The organism is Legionella norrlandica (assembly GCF_000770585.1).
GTDB lineage: Bacteria > Pseudomonadota > Gammaproteobacteria > Legionellales > Legionellaceae > Legionella > Legionella norrlandica.
The window spans coordinates 1-1,868 of record NZ_JNCF01000115.1 but is presented as its reverse complement, the minus strand read 5'-3'; the positions used below and the strand labels follow the sequence as shown (position 1 = coordinate 1,868).

The window sequence follows — 1,868 nt, the reverse complement described above, 5'->3', positions numbered from 1 at the left end:
CAACAAAACAAAGATCAACAGAATAAAGATCAACAAGTGAGCAAAATAAAAAACAACGAACAAAAACAAGATCAATCCGATCAAGAAAAGCAGATAGCAAAAGAGCAATGGTTGCGTTTAATTCCAGATGACCCAGGGGGGTTAATGAGAGAAAAATTTTTACGTGATCATTTACGTAGAGAACGCGGGTGGTATCAATGAAAAAAATAATAGCGTGGCTTTTATTGTGTTTATTTACATCATTAACATTTGCAGAAATACAAGTTCAACTGGAGCCTTCACAGGTCATTATGGGAGAAACCTTTAAATTATCTATTACTCAAGAAGATCAACAAGGAGGAGGTATTCCAGATCTAACCGAATTGCAAAAGGATTTTGTAATACTTGGCACAGAAAGGCACGTCAATTATTCTATTATTAATGGCCAAGCCTTATCACAAAGTCAATGGATAGTTTTATTACGGGCATTAAAACCAGGTATTTTTACTATACCTCCCATAAAAATTGGTTTAGAACAAAGCCCTCCGATCACCATTAATGTCCAGGGAAATACAAAACCCCAGACCTTGCCTCATGGCTCAACTCAAGAGCAAGATATTTTTCTTACTGCAAGCGTTGATGAAAAGAAACCCTTTGTTAACGAACAAGTGATATACACTGTCAAATTATATAATAGCAAACGTTTATTAGATGCCGAATACCAAGGCCCCAAAGTTGACAATGCCTTATTAATTCCTCTAGGCGATGCAAAGCGCTACCATACAGAGCAAAATAACATAACTTATGTTGTTGAAGAACAAACTTATGCTATTTATCCACAAAAAAGCGGTGACTTGAAAATTACTTCACCCACTTTTAATGCCCTTATTTACGATTTTAATCCTCGCAGAATTAAAGCTCAGGATAAAACCATTAATTTAACAGTTAAGCCAATACCTCAACAATATCAAAACAAATTATGGCTACCTGCTAAACAAGTTAAATTATCTGAACAATATGAGAATGTAAATCAAACTCTAAGTCAAGGAAGTACTTTAACTCGTACTGTCACTTTAGAAGGCGTAGCTATTCCAGCCCAACTGTTACCAACCCTTAATTTTCAGGAAACTAATTCTTTTAGTGTCTATCCTGAAAAAGGAGCAGAACGTAATCAGGTGAAACAAGGAGAACTAATCAGCAGTGTTGAAATTAAGGTAACTTATTTATTTAACCAAGCTGGTAAAGCAACAATACCCGAACTGCAACTTCCCTGGTTTAATACTGAAACAGGGAAAGAGGAGGTTGCGACTTTACCTCCGAGAAGCTTAGAGATTACTCCTTCAACTTCAGCAAAAGCAACCACAGCTAACTCTCAAAATCTTGATCAAAAAGCACCAACTAGCCGATCTATTGTTGCTGATTCTGTCTTAACTTCTGGAGATCCGAGTGGTTGGGCATTATCCTTGGCAATTCTTTTTGGCCTAGCCTGGCTGATAACTTTAGGCCTGTGGATATGGCAAAAACAATCAAAATACCCCACTAGCAAAAGGGAATATAAAAAAACTTTAGAAACCTTAAATAAGGCTTGTATCGAATGTAATCCTAAAAAAGCGCGCGATGCTGTTTTAAAATGGGCTTCATTGCAATGGCCTGATGCTCCGCTGCTCAACTTAACCGATTTAACACAATTAGTAAGAGATGCCCATTTAAAAAAACAATTGCATCTTCTTTCTCAAGTGTTATATCGAAACCAGGAAAAAACTTTGTGGCGTGGGGATGAGCTGTTGCGAGCTGTTTACGCAGTAAAAAAAAATCAAACAGCAAAAAAAAGGAAACGCAGTAATCTACCGCCTATTAATCCTTTTTAGAAATCAGTCTCTCCTTGCTGG

1 protein-coding gene and 1 pseudogene are annotated in these 1,868 nt (G+C 36.9%); both read left to right on the top strand.

Going from position 1 to position 1,868, the window contains the following annotated elements; translation table 11 throughout:
* Positions 1-201: pseudogene (locus OK13_RS13615) on the top strand (tetratricopeptide repeat protein); the annotation flags it as partial.
* A complete protein-coding gene (locus OK13_RS13610; RefSeq protein ID WP_035891706.1) occupies positions 198-1,847 on the top strand; it encodes a BatD family protein in 1,650 nt (549 codons plus the stop codon). The pseudogene OK13_RS13615 and the gene OK13_RS13610, both read left to right, overlap by 4 nt.
* The last annotated feature ends 21 nt before the right edge of the window (positions 1,848-1,868 follow it).

Coding starts and splice junctions, on each gene's coding strand:
- OK13_RS13610 (WP_035891706.1), top strand. CDS start 198: ATGAAAAAAATAATAGCGTGGCTTTTATTGTGTTTATTTACATCATTA.